The sequence below is a fragment of the Bacillota bacterium genome, assembly GCA_012518215.1.
Lineage (GTDB): Bacteria > Bacillota > Dethiobacteria > DTU022 > PWGO01 > JAAYSV01.
Map to the genome: position 1 here is coordinate 19,922 of JAAYSV010000028.1, position 16,454 is coordinate 36,375.

General features: G+C 53.4%; 14 protein-coding genes. 11 read left to right on the plus strand and 3 right to left on the minus strand.

From position 1 onward, the window contains the following. Window positions 1-126 precede the first annotated feature (126 nt). Window positions 127-1,965, minus strand: coding sequence for a hypothetical protein (locus GX364_04830; GenBank protein NLI70171.1), 1,839 nt, complete (start codon window positions 1,963-1,965; stop codon window positions 127-129). Between the two features lie 131 nt (window positions 1,966-2,096). Beyond that, complete coding sequence (locus tag GX364_04835; protein NLI70172.1) at window positions 2,097-3,188, minus strand: AI-2E family transporter; 1,092 nt, start codon at window positions 3,186-3,188, stop codon at window positions 2,097-2,099. A 162-nt stretch (window positions 3,189-3,350) separates the two neighbouring features. On the opposite strand from GX364_04835, the gene GX364_04840 reads away from it, so the two are divergent. Further along, window positions 3,351-4,352, plus strand: a complete 1,002-nt coding sequence (locus GX364_04840; GenBank protein ID NLI70173.1) for a diaminopimelate dehydrogenase — start codon at window positions 3,351-3,353, stop codon at window positions 4,350-4,352. 156 nt (window positions 4,353-4,508) lie between these two features. On the opposite strand, the gene GX364_04845 is transcribed toward GX364_04840, so the two are convergent. Then, window positions 4,509-6,458 (minus strand): hypothetical protein, encoded by a 1,950-nt coding sequence (locus tag GX364_04845; GenBank protein NLI70174.1) that lies wholly within the window; start codon window positions 6,456-6,458, stop codon window positions 4,509-4,511. Window positions 6,459-6,976: 518 nt separating this feature from the next. Here GX364_04845 and GX364_04850 point away from each other — a divergent pair. The 10 genes from GX364_04850 to GX364_04895 all read left to right on the plus strand — a co-directional run bounded on the left by GX364_04850 (window position 6,977) and on the right by GX364_04895 (window position 15,777). Continuing rightward, window positions 6,977-7,399, plus strand: a complete 423-nt coding sequence (locus GX364_04850; GenBank protein ID NLI70175.1) for a metal-dependent transcriptional regulator — start codon at window positions 6,977-6,979, stop codon at window positions 7,397-7,399. Window positions 7,400-7,491: 92 nt separating this feature from the next. Beyond that, on the plus strand, window positions 7,492-7,713 hold the full coding sequence (locus GX364_04855; protein NLI70176.1) for a ferrous iron transport protein A: 222 nt from the start codon (window positions 7,492-7,494) through the stop codon (window positions 7,711-7,713). A gap of 16 nt (window positions 7,714-7,729) precedes the next feature. Continuing rightward, window positions 7,730-9,577 (plus strand): ferrous iron transporter B, encoded by a 1,848-nt coding sequence (locus GX364_04860; GenBank protein NLI70177.1) that lies wholly within the window; start codon window positions 7,730-7,732, stop codon window positions 9,575-9,577. Then, window positions 9,577-10,380 carry an Mrp/NBP35 family ATP-binding protein gene (locus GX364_04865; GenBank protein NLI70178.1) on the plus strand — a complete coding sequence of 268 codons (804 nt, stop codon included), beginning with the start codon at window positions 9,577-9,579 and terminating at the stop codon, window positions 10,378-10,380. Before GX364_04860 ends, GX364_04865 begins: the two co-directional genes overlap by 1 nt. 43 nt (window positions 10,381-10,423) lie before the next feature. Continuing rightward, a complete protein-coding gene (locus GX364_04870) occupies window positions 10,424-10,792 on the plus strand; it encodes a dinitrogenase iron-molybdenum cofactor biosynthesis protein (protein NLI70179.1) in 369 nt (122 codons plus the stop codon). Between the two features lie 15 nt (window positions 10,793-10,807). Further along, window positions 10,808-11,170 carry a dinitrogenase iron-molybdenum cofactor gene (locus GX364_04875; protein ID NLI70180.1) on the plus strand — a complete coding sequence of 121 codons (363 nt, stop codon included), beginning with the start codon at window positions 10,808-10,810 and terminating at the stop codon, window positions 11,168-11,170. Between the two features lie 158 nt (window positions 11,171-11,328). Continuing rightward, a complete protein-coding gene (locus GX364_04880) occupies window positions 11,329-12,189 on the plus strand; it encodes a P-loop NTPase (GenBank protein NLI70181.1) in 861 nt (286 codons plus the stop codon). Next, complete coding sequence (locus GX364_04885; protein NLI70182.1) at window positions 12,186-13,052, plus strand: 4Fe-4S binding protein; 867 nt, start codon at window positions 12,186-12,188, stop codon at window positions 13,050-13,052. The genes GX364_04880 and GX364_04885 overlap by 4 nt, the downstream gene beginning before the upstream one ends. Before the next feature lie 60 nt (window positions 13,053-13,112). Next, window positions 13,113-13,958, plus strand: a complete 846-nt coding sequence (locus GX364_04890) for an MBL fold metallo-hydrolase (GenBank protein ID NLI70183.1) — start codon at window positions 13,113-13,115, stop codon at window positions 13,956-13,958. Between the two features lie 574 nt (window positions 13,959-14,532). Further along, on the plus strand, window positions 14,533-15,777 hold the full coding sequence (locus GX364_04895; GenBank protein ID NLI70184.1) for a DUF1624 domain-containing protein: 1,245 nt from the start codon (window positions 14,533-14,535) through the stop codon (window positions 15,775-15,777). The last annotated feature ends 677 nt before the right edge of the window (window positions 15,778-16,454 follow it).

Consider the following 16,454-nt stretch of genomic DNA (forward strand, 5'->3'; position numbering starts at 1 on the left):
CAATTCCATGCCCCCCGGTACCACTTCACGGGGGGCGTTTATTTTTGCTACCCGGGCAATATAACCCGGGAAGTCGGTACTTCCGGGTGCAACACCCTGTTTTCCCCGATATCTGCGGTCATGGTTCTAGCGGATAAAATAGCGCTCGGGATCCAGATATCGCAGACGGGTCAGTTCCTCCACTGACGGTGGTGCCATTGCTTCAAGTTCCGGCTGAAGTTGCAACTCCCAGCCGCATTGCTCCCTTATCTTCCGGATGCTTTCTTCCCCGGAACTGCCGGGTTGCTGCATGTATGCGGCGAGCTTGAGGATACCATCGGCGGGGTCTTTGCGAAAGAGGCCATACTGCGAGACGAGCGTCGTCACTCTAGTGCCCGGTGAGGTGATGAAAGGCACTTCTTCCACGAAGCGATGCGGTGCCTGTTCGGCGACGACAACAATCTCGGCCGCCGTCGAGGCGACATCATTGCCTCCGCCGGAGCCGACCAGGTACAACGAGGCGGCAGGAACTTGCGATGAATTGATGTTGCCCCTGCAATCGATCTGTGCTGCCCCGAGCACCCCGAGGCAGCTTCCCGGGTTGCCGCTGACAAAACAGCCAAGGGTGTGCAGAACATCGGTATAGAGTTGGCCGGTCGGAAAATTGCGCAGGGCGAAGACGAAAGAATCCCCGGGCAGGGGGATGAAACCGTGGAGGCCGATCTCTGCCAGCAGGTCGGTCTGCTTCCCTTTTTCCAGGAGGCTGTAATAGGCCAGCCAGCTGGCCATATGGGAGGCACCGACACCGGCCAGGATACTGGCATGGTCATCTTCCATGATCATGCGTTCGATCTCCCGCCCGGCCAGGACGATCATCTGTTCCGCCGGCGTGAACGACAGCGCCGAATCTTTTTCCACAACAGTGTTTTCTGCAATTTCTTCTCTTTCAGGCGAGTTTTCCCGGCCCGGATCTTTCCCGTCTTTGTCATCTTTCAGAAAATGAAGTGGCCAGGCATCGAGGGGGAGTTTCCCCTTCAGGGCCAGGAGCCGTTCAGTCCCCAGTTTGGCCAGGTAACTCCGGTGGTCGGGGCAACCCAGAACCCATTCATCCAGCCAGGCTCGATATTTTTCGGTGCTGCGGCTGGCGCGACGGGCTTCCATGATGAAGGGGCGGTCCTCGGCGTAGCCCTGCATTTCACCGCGGTGGGGGAAATGGTGATGCCCGGAGGGGTGAGCCCCGTAAGGGGCCTCCACGACGGCGCGGACCGCCGCTGCCGGAATGCGTACATGCTCCCGGTAGCGGGATAGTTCCGCGGCGCTGACGATCTTCTCCACGGTGACGATGGCCCCTTCGCGGGCTGCGAGTGCGCCGTACATGTTGCCGACGAGGGGCATGTTCAGGATCGTATTTCCCTCCGGATCGGCCAGCCAGCCGTGGATCAGGCTCAGGTCGGGGTGAAGCGCTTTTACCAGGCCGATCTCTTCACCACCGAAGGGATCACTGGTCATGGTGAAATCGTCCAGGCCCGTGGCCAGCGAGCTGCCGATCAGCGAGCGGGTGGGGAAGAAAGGGAGGCCCATGGCTCCCGCTGCAAGGCGTTGGGTCAGTGAGAGCATGCTCCATTCCTCCAGCTCGACCTCGCCTTCGGCAAACGCTTTCTGGATTAGGGGGTTGGGGGCGGGGAAGGGATAGGAATCGCCCATGTAGGAAGCTATCACTTTTTTCACCAGCCCACCGGCCAGAAAAGGGACCAGGTTGGTGCAACTGCCGCCGTAAGTGATGAAGGTGAAGGCGGGATCTGTACCCCAGAATTGCCTGACGATCTCGTAGAGCTGGGCCATCGGATAGCCGATTCCGCAGCCGACTTGCAACGCGAAACCGGGCCGGACCATTTTCCGGATCGCCTCCGCCACGGTCATCACCTTTTCTCCGCTCCCGTCCCCGCTTCTTTTCAGTGCTTTCTCCACCCATGGTAAATGTAACATCTGTAGAACTCCTTCCATCTTGATCTTGGCCGGCTGGCAGGTCAAGTGGAAGGAAAGAGGCGGAAGGATCTGTTGCGTTGCCGGTTATTTTTTGCAGGTGTACGAACTGAAAGGATTCCGGGCCGGATCGGTCAGGTTTCTTCCCCGGCCGGATCCTGACCATTATTATTGTTATTCATGTTGCGGACGTAATAATGATAGAAAAGCACCTTGACAATGGCAGCCAGAGGGACCGAAATGATGATCCCTATCACCCCGGCCAGATATGAGCCGCCCACAACCAGGATGATGACTGTCAGAGGGCTCAGATCCACCGCTTTGCCCAGAAATATCGGGGTAAAGAGGAAGGAGTCGAGCGCCTGTACCACCAGATAGATGGCAATTATCAGCAGGAAGTGGGGGGTGCCCGGTGCAAAGCTGACCAGTATGGCCGGGATGGCGGCCAGAACCGGGCCGATCACAAGGATTATATTCAGCAAGCCGGCCAGCACACCGAGAACCAGGGGAAAGGGCAGGCCCACGATGGAGAGAGCGAAACCGGTGAGTACCCCCACCAGGATACTTTTGGCCATGGTTCCTCTTATATAGGCCCCAACTTTCTCGTTGATCACCGAGAAGAGATGGCGGACGTTGTCACGGTATTTTTCGGGGAAGATGAGGTAGAATTCATGGCCGGCATCTTTGGCAAAGAGAAGCATGTAAAGGATCATGAAGACAACCATGATCACGGCCCATACGCCTGCAAAAAAGCTCATGGAAAACGAACTCAGATTGGAAAGGATATTCTGCAGGTGCGTGGGGATCTGTTCCACGAAGAGAGAAAAATAGGCGGTGATATTCTGAGATATCTGCAGATTGTAACGTGACTCGAATACCTCGATACGTTCGATGATATCGTTGATGAACGGCACCAGGTCTTCCGAGGTGAATTTGATAAAATGGGAGATGTCCTCGGCTATCCCGGGGATCAGAAAATATATGAAAAGGCCGATGCCGATCAGGATCAAGGAGAAAGCCCCGATTGCCGAAACGGCATAGGGTATACGGGTGCTGGCCAGAAAATTCACCAGGGGCAGGATGACATAGACCAGCAGGAAAGCAATCATGATCATCGCCAGCAGCGGCAGTATCTGGTATATGATCCAGGCCGAAACTGCCACTATCAGGGCTGCTATCCAGAAGCGGAAAGCAAACTTCCACTCGTTTTTCGACTGTATCAACATGAAATGTTCTCCTTTTTGATGTGCCGGGGCGTGGGCCCTGCAACCCTTGTCCCGGCCCCGGTGGTGCTGCTTTCCGACATCAACTTCCGTTTTATTTGCCAAAATCATTATAATTGATTTAAACTATAAAGCAAAGTGATATTTGTTCGAACGGGGTGAATCATGAGCGAGCGGATCAGGGTGGGGATAGTCGGTTACGGGAATCTGGGAAAAGGTGTGCGGAAGGCGCTTTCGCGGAATGATGATTTCAAACTGGAGGCGATCTTCACGCGCAGGGATCCGGCGCGCATGGCCATTGATGAGGGGGGAATCGCTGCCGGGGCGAAATTCGTTCCGCTGTCCGATGTGCACGATCATGCGGGAGCGATAGAGGTGATGATCCTCTGCGGCGGGTCGGCCGCCGATCTGCCCGAACAGGGGCCTGCGCTGGCAGCACTTTTCAACACGGTGGACAGTTTTGACAACCATGCACGGATTCCTGTCTATTTTGATCGGATCGATAAAGTGGCTCGTGGGGCAAACACGTTGAGCCTTGTTTCGGCCGGCTGGGATCCGGGGTTGTTTTCGTTGAACCGGCTTCTATCTGCCTGCCTTCTCCCCGGCGGGATGAGCCACACTTTCTGGGGCAAGGGGGTCAGCCAGGGCCATTCGGATGCCATCAGAAAGGTGGAGGGGGTCAGGGATGGAATCCAGTATACCATTCCGCTGCAGGAAGCCCTGGAACGGGTGCGCAGGGGAGATAATCCGCATTTGACCGCTGCCGAAAAACACCGACGCCTCTGTTTTGTTGTTCCCGAAAAAGATGCTGACCTGAAGATGATCGAGAGCTCTATCAAGAAGATGCCCGCATATTTTGCCGATTATGAGACCGAGGTGCATTTCATCTCTGCGGAAGAGCTGAAAAGGGAACATGGCGGCATGCCCCACGGCGGCATGGTCATCGGGACAGGTACGACCGGGGAGGCCGGGCATCGGCAGAGAATCGAGTTCGGGCTGAACCTGGAGAGCAATCCCGAATTTACGGGGAGTGTCCTCGTTGCCTACGCCCGGGCGGTTCACAGGTTGTCCGGGGAAGGCCGGAAAGGCGCTCTCACCGTCTTTGATATACCTTTTGCTTATCTTTCTCCCTGCCCGGCATCCTGGCTGAGGAAAGAATTGCTGTGATCCCGGATATCCCGCGCATGATTTTCAAGGCAAGGGTGCGGGTGGAGCATGTCATGGCGTTGCCCCGCCCACTGCCGGTGGTGCAAAAACCCTCCAGGGAAAGCAAGCAATAAGGTTCCTTGCCGGGGTTCTGGTTTGCAATGGCCGATTCTTTCACTACTCGTCTTCGAAAAGCCCGGCTCCGAAAGGCAGGCTCTTCAGATAACCTTCATCTATAAAACGCTGCAGATTGTCGGCGATCTTTTCCGGGTAGTTTTGACGGTACTGCGATGGAATCTCGTAATCCGAAGGTAGTTTACGGGCTGCCTTGGCTTCATCAACCAGCTGCTGCTGGAAACGGGAGTCGGCGATATTGATCATGGCAGCGATCACCTCTGCATCGGTTTTACCCCGGATGTGGGCAATGCCGTATTCGGTGACGATGATATCTCTCAGGTAGCGTGGCACCGAACAGACCCCATAATTGTAAACGATGTTGGATCGGTCTTCCCGGGCATGGTTCCTCGTGCTCCGGACCATCATGATCGCCCTGCCCCCGGGAACGGCATGGGCCATGGAGACAAAATTGTACTGCCCGCCTATTCCGCTGATGGTGGTGCCATTTTCAAGTTGCTCGGAGACGATCCCCCCGTAAACATTGGCCATCATGCCGGTATTTATAAAACGGGCGTCCTTTCTCTGCAGTGCTCTCAGTTCTTCACCGCCATAGAGTTGGTTTACCTTGTTGACACCTGACATCTCGAATTGTTGCCTCTCTTCCTCGCTCATATCCCGCAATGCCTTGTAGAAGGAACGGGGGCCGATATAGAAAGCACCGAGGATCACATGGCTCCCAAGCATCCTGTCGCCGATCAATTCTCTGATCCGGAGCCTGTTTTTCGAGGATCTAAGGTCTGTATCGTAGTGGTTGCCGTCACTATCGGTAATGGCATCATCCTTCATGGAAAGGCCCTGTTTCAAGATGCCGAATTTCGTGAGAAAAGCGAAATCCCTGGGAGTCAAAACGGGACAGACCGCTTCCATTTCGATCAGTGTATCGATGATATCTTCGGGGATACTGTCGGCAGACAGTTTGTTTTCATTGATCAGTTGCATGAGCGGGATGCTGTTGAATACTTTTCGTTTGAGTATCCCGTTACGGTAGAGGGGGACGAATGGATCCACGAACATTTCCGAGGAGCCGTAAAGGCCCTGTTCGAGCGGCTCATGGCCTCCACAGGTGGCGATCAGGTCTCCGTACCTTTTCAATGTGCCCGTCTGTTGCAAGATTTCCCGGTAAACCTTGTTGTTTTTCTGGCGCAATATCAAACTGGAGGCAAAAGCATCCCCGAGGGCGCCGATACCTACCTGCAAGGTACCGCCATCCTTGATCAAGGTGCTGACGTAAATACCGATCATGTGTTCGGCCAGTTTGATCTCCTCTTTGGGGGTGCCAAAGAGCTCGTAGTCGAAATAATCTCCTTGCAGGACACAATCATAAACCTCCGGGTCTGTCAGGGCATCCCCGTACATGAAAGGTACATTCTTGTTGACCTCGGCGACGGCGAATACCTTTTCACCCCGGGCTTTCTTCTTCGCAAAGCCTTCCAGGATCTCGATCCCGAGGTCGGTATTGCAGCCCATCGAAATCGTCATCCGGCCGTCGATCTCCCGGCAGCTGGCCAGCTGTCCGAACATGTTAAGCCCCATGTCAAAGGCATCCCGTGCCATGTGCGTGTAATTCGAACTGATGTATTTTTGCTGGGCATCGGGCAGGTTTATGTAGGCGCCCGCTTTATGATAAAACTCGTAAACCTCCACATTGTCGGGTTTTGTTCCTGCACGGTAGTCGACCATGTAGTCAAAGTCCGGGGTTCCCCTGAATGCCTTTTCCAGCGCGCTTCCCTTCTCGCTGCAACCGGGGGGTTTTTCAAGGGCCAGTGCGGAGATGATCTTCAGGTTGATTTCCGGGTCTTCCTTGGCCCGCCTGTAGAGCTCATTGATGAGCCGGATCGGTTTTCCCAGGGCGAGCGGCATGGCGAAGATGATTTTTTTACCAAGATGTTTTATAGCTTCGTCCACGCATTTACGGACGTCATCATATTCAGCGTCGGAAACGTTTTTCATTTTTACAATCTACCCTCTTTCTGTATTGGTTCACACGAATCAATATTAGCAATTTTTGTGCAAATGTGTCAACTTCAAAAGGCGGTGATTGTATGAAGTTTCGGGGATATATTCAGGCAAGATAAGAAAAGGATCTTCCAACAGTTCAATTCATCGCTATATTATTTTATATTATTTTATAAATTTTGGTACTCTTTTATGTCAGCTTCGTTCATGGCAAGCATGGCATTTTACAGGTGTATCCTTGATATGTCATCATATTCAGCATGATACAATTGCAAGCAGCACCCGATTCCGGCGGGGGAAAGGATGGGTAAAATCGCAAAAAAATCTTCAATCCGGGCAGACGGGCAGGAGATAAACACATTGCAAATATGGTCCAAATTATTTTTGTGTATTCTTTCCGATCGTGATCGTTATTGTTTCCTGCATGGATGCCGGGTAAATCAATCCTTGACAAATTATTTTGTTATAGTGTATAAATAGTTAAGTATGCCTAACTTATGGAGTTGATGGTGATGAGCCCATTGCCTATGAGTGCAGCGATGCAGGATTACCTGGAAGAAATTCTGATTCTTTCCGACCGGCTGGAAACAGTTCGGGTAACCGATATAGCCGAAAGGCTGAAGTTGACCAAAGCCAGTGTCAGCCAGGCGCTGAATCAGTTGCGTGAGCAGGGCTTGATTACACAGGATCGTTACGGTCCGGTGGAATTGACGGAGCTCGGGCGTTACTATGGGCAGGTGGTCAAACGTCGCCACGAGGTGTTGCGCAGTTTTCTTACCGAGGTTCTGGGACTGGATCTTCGGACTGCGGAGAAAGATGCTTGCCAGATGGAACATGCGGTCAGCAGCGAGACGATCGAGCGGCTCGTGGATTTTCTGATCGAAGGCGGCTATTGCAGCGGTTTCAATGATGTTGAAGAACTCAAGCCTGATTGAAAGTCCCGATAACGGAAATCGGGCAGAGTGATCACGATCAATTTATATCATATCAATGAGGGGAGTAACTGGATGTGGTTTCTTTGGTAGAAATGAAAACAGGTCAGTCAGGTCAGATCAAACGGATTTATGGCGGTCATGGTATGGTTGCAAGGTTGCAGGCGCTTGGCATTCATCCCGGGAAGAAGGTTACCAAACTGAGTGCCGTATTCAATAAAGGGCCTGTCGTTCTGGAAATAGATCGTTCCCAGGTTGCTCTCGGCTATGGCCAGGCCAACAATATCTTTGTAGAAATAGAAACTCGGAAGGGTTGAGATTGTGCCAAAGACCATGGTGTTGGTGGGCAACCCCAATGTAGGGAAAAGTGTAATATTTTCGCAGTTGACAGGGACACGGGTGGTGATCTCCAATTATCCCGGAACCACGGTCGAGTACACCCGTGGGCAGTTGCATACGGGCGGACAGGCCTGGGACGTATTCGATGCTCCGGGAACATACAGCCTCGAGCCAACTTGCCGTGCGGAGAAGGTTGCTGCCGATCTGGTGGATTCGGCTGACGTGGTGGTCAACGTTGTCGATGCGACCAATCTTGAACGTAATCTTTATCTGACCGGGCAGCTCCTTGAGCGGGGTGTCCCCTTGATAGTTGTGCTGAACTTGATCGATGAAGCGGCCCAGAAAGGGATTGACCTTGACATCCCCCGTCTGCAGGAGTTGCTTGGTGTTCCCGTGATCCCCACGGTGGCGATCAGCGGAAAAGGGTTGCAGGAACTGGTGGCGGCCTTGCCGGATGCCGGACGGGGAACCGGAGAACCAATGTCTCCTGAAGAGCGCTGGGTGTGGATCGGTTCGATTGTGAAGCGTGTACAGCAGGTGAAGCACCGCCATCGGACCTGGCTGGAAGCTCTGGAACTGGCCAGCATCCGTCCGCTGACCGGAATTCCCATTGCTGCCGCGGGCCTTTACCTCGTCTTCAAAATAATAATTGGTTGCGGGGAATTGATTGAAGATCTGCTGGTCAAATATTTCTTCGAGCCGATTTACCTGCCTCTGCTCGGTTATCTGGGGCAGTGGATCGGTGAGGGCAGATTGTGGCATGGCCTGCTGATCGGCAATCTTTACAACGGGCAGATCCACCTGGAGGAATCGATGGGGCTGCTCAGTACCGGTGTTTTTGTTGTTTTTGGTATTGTCCTGCCTTACCTGCTCATGTTCTACCTGGTTCTGGGCTTCCTGGAGGATTGCGGGTATCTGCCCCGCCTGGCCGTGATGTCAGATCGGATCATGCACCGTCTGGGATTGCACGGTTTCGCCGTGATCCCCATGCTGCTCGGTTTTGGTTGCAACGTGCCGGCAGTACTGGCGGTCCGCAATCTTGAGAGCAGGCGGGAGCGCCTGATTGTCAGCACCATGTTGGCGATTTCCATTCCCTGCGCCGCCCAGATGTCGATGATAATCGGCCTGGTTGGCCGCCATGGAGGTGCCTATCTCGGGGTTATCATTGCCATGCTCTTTCTGATCTGGGCGGTGATCGGTTTGTTGCTTGATCGTTTTCTGCCGGGGCATACTCCTTCCATGATCGTGGAAATTCCACCTTACAGACTGCCAAGTTTGAAAGCTCAGCTACAGAAACTGAATATGCGCCTGAAACATTTTTTTGGTGAGGCGCTGCCTTTCATTTTCCTGGGGATCCTCCTGGTCAACATCTTGCATCTTGCAGGAGTGATAGGCGTTCTGGCCAATGTGTTTGCACCGGTTTTCCAGGGGCTTTTTGGCTTGCCCAAGGAGGCGGTTTCCACGTTGCTGGTAGGTTTTTTGCGCAAGGATGTGGCCGTGGCCATGCTTCTTCCCCTGGGGTTGACAGCGCGGCAATTTGTCATCGGTGCCACCGTGCTGGCCACCTATTTCCCTTGCGCTGCCACCTTTGTTGTTCTGGTCAAGGAATTGGGTATCAGGGATATGGCTGTCTCCCTGGGGATGATGTTGCTCGTATCCACTGCAGCGGGGACGGTACTCAACCTCCTGCTGGGGACCGTGCTGTCACCAACGTACCTGGCTTTGCTTCTGGCCGGGTTGGGTATACTATTGTTGATTCTATGCGGCGGCAGTTCCGAACGGCGGGAAAATATTGGAGGCAAGAGATTGGCTTCAAAAATCGTGCAAAGGGGGAATCGATAATGACTGAAACACAAAATTCTGCAGGCGGAGGCGGCGCGGCTTCCCATCGTCCGGAAAAACTGGGGCAGCCGGAACGGAGCCACATCCGCCATGTTGTCGCCGTGATGAGCGGAAAAGGAGGGGTCGGGAAATCATCGCTCTCTGCATTGCTGGCGGTTTCCCTGGCCCGGGAAGGTTATCGGGTGGGGCTTCTTGATGCCGATATCACCGGGCCAAGTATCCCCAAACTGTTTGGCCTTGACCGACAACCGGCGGCGGTGAATGGAAAGATATCTCCGCCGGAAACGGAACTGGGCATCAAGGTGATCTCACTCAACTTGCTTCTGCCGCGTGAAGATGATCCGGTTATCTGGCGGGGGCCGTTGATCGGGGGTGCGGTGAAGCAGTTCTGGACCGATGTACTGTGGGGGGAAATCGATTACCTGGTGGTGGATCTGCCGCCGGGAACGGGGGATGCACCGCTAACCGTGATGCAGTCATTGCCCCTTGATGGCATGCTTATTGTCACCTCGCCGCAGGATCTGGCGGTCATGGTTGTGAAAAAAGCGATCAAGATGGCAAGGATGATGAAAGTGCCGATCCTAGGCATGGTGGAAAATATGAGCGGCCTCATCTGCCCGCATTGCGGCAAACCCATAGAGCTGTTCGGTGCGAGCCAGGCCGAAAAGGTGGCGGAGGAGATCGGAATCAGGTTGCTGGGGGTAATCCCGCTGGATCCGGAACTTTCCCGCCTGGGAGACCGCGGCGAGATCGAGAAGTATCGGACAGAAATTTTCAAGGATATTCCGGCACTGTTGGAATAACGACAGGCCTGGGTATGATGCAAAAAGAAAGGAGGATGAACACATGAAATTGGCAATATGTGCACAGGATGAGGGTCTGGAGGCATCGGTGGATCAGCGCTTCGGGCGTTGCCCCTATTTTGTGATTGTCGACTCTGAAACCGGCGAGGTTGTGAAATCGGTACCTAACAGTGCCGCAACCGCTGCCGGAGGTGCAGGCCCACAGAGCGCCCAGCAGCTTTCACGGGAGGGTGTGGAAGCGGTGGCCCTGGGCAATGTCGGCCCCAACGCTGCAGCTGCTCTCAAGGCTGCGGGTATTTCTATCTATGGCGGCATTGATGGAACGGTCGGGGATGCCTTGCAACAGTTCCGCGAAGGCAAACTTTCGCCCGTGAGTGGGCCCACGACAGATTCACATCATGGAATGCCGTAAAAAGGAGGATGTGTTATGAAGATTGCCGTTGCTACGGAGAACGGATTTGTTGCGCAACACTTCGGGCACTGTTCCACGTACACCCTGTTTGAAATTGCAGACAAAAAGATTGTCGGCAAGGAAGTTATCGATAATCCGGGGCACCAGCCCGGCTTTCTGCCCGGCTTCCTGGCCCGGTTCGGTGTCACCTGCATCATTGCCGGGGGTATGGGGCAGCGGGCGATAAATCTTTTCGAAGAACAAAATATTGATGCTATCGTCGGTGCAGCCGGTGCGGTGGAAGATGTGATTGCCGATTATCTATCCGGCAATCTGCAGGTTGGAGAAAGCTTCTGCGATCACAGCCGCGGTGGCGGAGGACACTGCGGGGGGCATTAAGCCTCACGTGGCACCGGGCTGTCACAGGTGAAGTGTGTCCGAAAGCAGGTAATGAAAGCGAAATAAAATGGTCGGGAGAAACATAGCACCATGCATCTGGAAAGGGGACGGTGATTTTTTCTCCGTCTCCCGTTCCGGGTGAGAAAGGAAAGATTGGCATGATTATTGCTATTGCCAGCGGCAAGGGCGGGACGGGCAAGACCACAGTGGCTGTCAATCTGGCCCTGGTCCTGGCAGGGGAGACAGAATTGAAGTTTCTTGATTGTGATGTTGAAGAACCAAATGCGCATCTTTTTTTAAGGCCGGAGTTGAAAGATTCTGAACCTGTATCTATCCCGGTTCCCCGTGTGGATCTTGAACGTTGCAATTACTGCGGTACCTGCGCCGAGGTCTGCGCTTTCAATGCAATCATGGTCGGGAAGGAGACGGTCCTTGTTTTTGAAGAACTATGCCACGGTTGCGGCGGATGTGCCTATTTCTGCCCGGAGAAGGCGATCGAGGAGGTCGATCGCCCCATCGGTGTTCTTGAAAGCGGTGTTGCTGGCGAAATTGCCTTTGTCCACGGCAGGTTGAATCCGGGGGAGGCACTGTCGCCGCCGCTGATCAAGGCAGTGAAGGAGAAAGCTGACCCCGAGATACTGACGATCGTTGACGCTGCGCCGGGCGCTTCCTGTCCGGTGGTGGAAGCAATTCAGGGCAGTGATTACTGTCTCCTGGTCACCGAACCGACTCCTTTCGGCCTCAATGACCTGGCCATCGCCGTGGAACTGTTACAAAAATTGAACTTGCCGGGTGGAGTGGTGATCAATCGCACCTTCGGTGATGAGAGCGAAAAAAAGATCGAGTCTTACTGTAGCCAGAATGGGGTTCCCATTCTCCTGAAGATGCCCTGGGACAAGGAGCTTGCTTCCCTTTATGCCCGGGGTGAACCGGTGGTAACTCACCTGCCCGCATGGCGGGATATATTTGTCGATCTGGGTCGGCGGATCCTGGAAGATGAAAGGAGGGTCCGGAAATGAAAGAAATTGTCGTTATCAGTGGCAAGGGGGGCACGGGTAAAACCACGTTGATGGCTTCCTTTGCCGTACTTGCCGGGGGCGAGGCGGTGATGGTTGATGCCGATGTGGATGCAGCCAACCTGAGTCTGGTTCTGACACCGCAGCAGCTGGAGAGCCACCCTTTCATTGCTTCCAGCATAGCTGTACTCGACAGGGAGCTCTGCACGGAATGTGGGCTTTGCCGTGAATTGTGTCGCTTCGATGCCATTTCGGAAAACTATGAAATCGATCCCATTTCCTGTGAGGGATGTACAGTCTGCAGCCGGGCCTGTCCGGAAGAGGCTATCGAAATGAAGGAGGTTGTTTCCGGGCACTGGTTCCTTTCGCAGACACCCTATGGCAAGCTGATCCATGCCCGCCTGGGCATAGCCGAAGAAAATTCAGGCAGGCTGGTCACCCTGGTCCGGAACGAGGCCCGCAAACTGGCTACAGCCGAAGAGAAAAAATTTTTGCTTACCGACGGGCCGCCGGGGATTGGCTGTCCGGTGATCGCCTCCCTGTCCGGGGCAAACCTGGCTCTGATTGTTACCGAGCCGACCGTTTCCGGGATTCATGATCTGAAACGTGTCCTTCAGGTCTGCCGCCATTTCAATGTTCCCGCTGCGGTCTGCATCAACCGCTGCGATCTCGATGAGGACAATTCGCGGGCCATAGAGTCCTACTGCCGTGAAGAGTCCGTGGATGTGATCTCCAGGATCCCCTTTTACCGGGAAATTACCGAGGCTCTGGTCCAGGGGAAACCGGTGGTCAACTTTACCTCGGGTCCGGCGGCGGACGACATTGCTTCCTTGTGGCAGAAAATTTCTGTATATGGCGACCAGTGAGGTTGTGACAAGGGTGGCCAGACAAATTCTGATGGCTTTTGAAGAAGGAAGGATGAAAGGATGACTGCCGAAATCAAGATTACCACGATCTGTGAAAACAGTGCATTGCATCCCGGCCTGCTCGGGGAGCATGGGCTGTCCATGTTGCTGGAGGTGGGGGGGCGGAAGATTCTCTTCGATACCGGAGCCGGTGCCACCCTGGCCGGCAATGCGGCAGCCCTGGGATTGGATCTCACCGCTCTGGATGCGGTCGTTCTGAGCCACGGGCATTACGATCATACGGGGGGGCTGAAATGGGTTCTTGAATCACAAGTTTCTTCCAAATTGCCTGTACATGCTCACCCGGATGCATTGGACGAAAAATACATATTGCTTCCGGAGATGACACCGAGATATATCGGCGTACCCTGGAAGCGCACGGAGATGGAGGCACTGGGGGCAGAATTCCACCTGAGCAGGGAGCCGGTGGATCTGGGTGATGGCATCACCATTACCGGAGAAATTCCCCGGACCTCATCGGCTGAAGGGCTGGTCTCGCCTTTCGTGGTGAAAGAAGGCGAAGGCTTCACCGAGGACCTCCTCCTTGACGACCAGGCCCTGGTGATAGAAAGCAGTGTGGGTATTATCGTTATGCTGGGCTGTTCACATTCCGGGTTGATCGATACACTGCAGCATATTCTTTCTGTAACCGGGGAACGGCGGATTTATTCTTTCCTGGGAGGGACCCACCTTCTTCACACACCCGATGATCATCTGGAACGGATAATTGATGAGATGCAGCAATTTCAGTTGGAGATGGTCGCTCCCTGCCATTGCAGCGGCCCCAGGGCCATTGCTGCCATGCAGCAGGCTTTCGGGGAGAAGTGCCTGGATCACCGGGCCGGTAGTATATTCGAATTTCCATGACAGGTCATCTCCGTCGACAAGCATAACGTTTGCCCTGGCCCGAGATTCCTCGCGGCGCTATCCTTTCATTCCGGTGTTATCATTTCCACGTCATTTTTCTCTGTTGCTTTATATTAGCGTTCTTGTTAAAGAGCGCTTGCTCGGAATGGCAGGGGGGGAGGGCGCCGCAGGCGACCGAGGAACCCCCTCCTTATGTACCCCTTACCCTACTGCCAGAGAAAAAAAAGGTACAACCTGTCATTCTGAGAGAGCGGCTGTAGTTTGCCGCGACCGAAGAATCCCCTCCTCGAACAGACCCTACTACCGGCATAAACTGGTTCCTAGGTTTTATCTTTTCCCCGTACGGACATGTTGGCGTCAGCGACATGGAGTGAATGGTTGCCATAGCCAAGCACGAAAAACTCTTGACCAAAAATATTTCGCCAGACCCTCTTAAAAGGATTATCCATATCGATGATAGAATTAGATTGGATTGGGGGAATATAGGGAATATTCTGCAGATGCCAATTATGCCGCCGACTTTGTAATCGTCCATGAAAAACACGATGTCGGCAATATTCACCGGAGGCAAAGAATGGAAAAAGGAAAAATAATAGGGAGCAGGGACAAGAAACATGGCAGAACCGCTCCCGGAAATGCACGCCCCTCCTTTCGAGAAACGACGCGCTCGCTGTTCATGGAGCCGGTGGATATTTCCCCCACCGGATTCAAACCACCCCGCATCGATGAACTGGATTTACTTCGGGGCTACGCCATCTTCGGGTTTATCATCTATCATGTAGTGTTGATTCTCGGTTCTGAAACTGTAGTCGATGATTCTTTACTGGGTTTTATGGCCTTTGTACTTTTCTGGCCGATAGGAGGAAAAGCTTTTTTCCAGATCGGCATCGGCATCTATCTGGTATATGCCCGTTCCTCCACACGGACACTTGTCAAACGGGGTTTGGCTATATTAGCTGCCGGCTATGCCCTCAATATGGTGCGCTTTCTGCCCGTCATCGTTGGGATCTTGCGGGGAACGCTGGTCATGGAAGACTTTCCCCTTTTCCGCAATGTTGGTGACATCATTTTTTGTGCAGATATCTTCCAGTTTGCAGGTCTGGCCTTCCTTGCCTATGCTCTGATCAGGAAACTGTTTCGCGGAATGGTCAAGCCCATTCACTGGATATATATGTCCCTGGGGGTAATTCTGATCTCGCCTTTCCTGGCCCCTCTGCTAACCGGAAATATCCACATCGACCGTTTCCTGGAACCACTCTGGGGTTACGGCAAACATATCTGGTTCCCCTTCTTCCCGACCTTCTGCTACACACTGCTGGGGGCAATGTTCGGCTGCATGCTTATCAAGATCAAGAGTTTCCGCAATCATGAGCTGAGCTTCATGATCCTTTCCACCCTGACCTTCGCACTGGGCATCCTCTTGACCGATTTTTTTCGTCAGCCCTCCGCTTCTATCTATTTCAAAATACTCGGCCCCGATTTTGTCTATGATTCGCCGGAAGTCTTCATCAAGGTCATGGGCTACACGACGTTCCAGCAAGCAATTGCCGTATGCCTGAACCTGTATGTATCCAAAAATATCATCTTCAGGTTCTACCGTTACATGAGTTACAACATCACCGCAATCTTCGTCTGGCAGTGGATCATCATCGGCTGGATTACCGGCATCTACTTCCGTGCCTTCTGGCAGCAGAACGTGACGGAATGTGTGGTGGTAATCGCCATCACTACGGTGCTTGCCATTATTCTTACCGAACTGACCAAGAAAATCGGGAAGGGGATGAAAAACCGGGCACCGCGCAAGGAAAACCCTGCCTGAAGCCCTGCACGGCCACTTGTGGAAAGATGTTTGCCCTGAATCTCCACGCGTTACCCGCACCACGATAAACGGAAATTATTTCTTCCGGGTGCATATTTTTGCTGGAGTTCATTTACTTCCATAGCAATGATAGAGGGGGAGAGCCGTTTGTATTATACTGTCATTCTGAGGGAGCCCTTTTTTTGGGGCGACCGAAGAATCCCCTCCTCAAACACACCTTACCACCTGCCTAAACTGGTTCCTGGTCTTTTATCCCCGTAAAGCATAACGCCTGCCTCTGCCCGAGATTCCTCGCGGCGCTATTCTTTCACTCCGGTGTTACCGTTTCTACATCATTATTCTCCATAGCTTTATGTTGGTGTTTTTATTAAACACCGCTTGCTCGGAATGACAGGGGGGGGGCGCCGCACTCCTTCCCCGGTATTGTGCCATTCCACACGACTGTCTTTCCAGTACTGTCATTCCATTGACATAACCATATACCTATCTCCTGCCCGTTGTAGTGAAAAGTGTCCTACCTGCCATTCCTAAACTTTTTCCTGGTCTTTATCTTTTCCCCGTACGGATATGTTGGCGTCAGCGACATAGAGTGAATGGTTGCCATAGCCGGTGAAGGCGAGGAAGCGAAACGGGACTGCCGACGTGATGTGACAGTGTATTACCTGTCATTCTGAGGG